Below are 1,145 nucleotides of genomic sequence, written 5' to 3'. Positions count from 1 at the left end.
GAGCCTTCTGGAGGAAGACACCGCTGAGCATCAGCCACTCTATCAGGTCCCGGCGCTCTTCGTGTTCGACGAACTGGCCCAGCTCGGCCACATGCCCATCATCGAGGATCAGATCGCGATCGCCCGCAGCGCCAAAATCCGCATGTGGCTGATCGCCCAGGACCTGCCCCAGCTCAAGCGCACCTACCCGCGCTGGGAGAGCATGCTCGGCAACTGCCGAACGCAGATCTTGTTCGGGGTCAACGACCTGGAAACCGCCACTTACGTCTCCCACCGCGCCGGCGACAAGACCACCGTCTACGAAGAGACCCGACCTCTGGTCACGCCAACCGAACTGATGGGGCCGACATTCGTCGACAAGGCCATCATTTTTGCCCGCGGCACACCGCCCATCCAGGCCTATCTGCCCACGCCGTATCACGCTGACGAGGACATGCGAGAGATCGAGCGGTTCCTCGATCACTGGGACGCCACGCTCACGCGGCGGGAGAGAACGGAGGAGACGACCTCTGCATCAGAGGATGCCGACGATGATGAGAACGTTGATGAGACTGGGGGCGAGGCTGAGGTGGAAGAAGCTGACTGCGTCGACCAGCTCGAGGGCGACGATCGCGGATCCTCGATGGTGACAGCCGAGGCAGATGTTCCGTTGGCGGAAGACTCCCGCATTGGCGTCGGCGCGGCCACCGAGGGCAAAACGACCGAACCTCGGGGAACAAGTCGGAGAAGTGCGCGGACAGGCCCGAACAACAGACCGAGAAAGCCAGTGCCTAAAAGCTCCAAAGCAAATGTGTCAGCCAGCCAGCCGTCGGCGCCTCGAAAGAAACCGAGGCCGCGGAAGAGGCCAGCGCCTCCGTCCTCCGGGGACGAATAGCGCCAAAGCCCCTGGACCGCGACCACGGTGAATTGGAGCATAGGGTGCAAGTGGCCTCGACGGGGCTCGGTGCTTCCGGATATCAGCAGAAATTGGCCAATGTTGTTGAAGAAGTCGGCGTCTGGGTTGAAGCGGCTAGCCCCAACGCTGACTCGATTTCTCCGCGAGTACGCGCATTGCGGATTGGCCACACGTTTGGCAGGTTTGCGCTAGTTCATTCAGCCGCAACGCGAACTGGCCGGGGAGCCTTCAATGCTTATCGGGACCTGGG

At 62.0% G+C, this 1,145-nt stretch carries 1 protein-coding gene; it reads left to right on the top strand.

The features are described from left to right. Window positions 1-874: type IV secretory system conjugative DNA transfer family protein (locus ACSSVZ_RS28185; RefSeq protein WP_453974181.1), on the top strand; the 874-nt coding region annotated here is incomplete at its 5' end. Window positions 875-1,145: the final 271 nt, after the last annotated feature.

This window comes from Amorphus sp. MBR-141, assembly GCF_053628695.1.
This window is presented reverse-complemented; position numbering and strand designations above follow the sequence as displayed.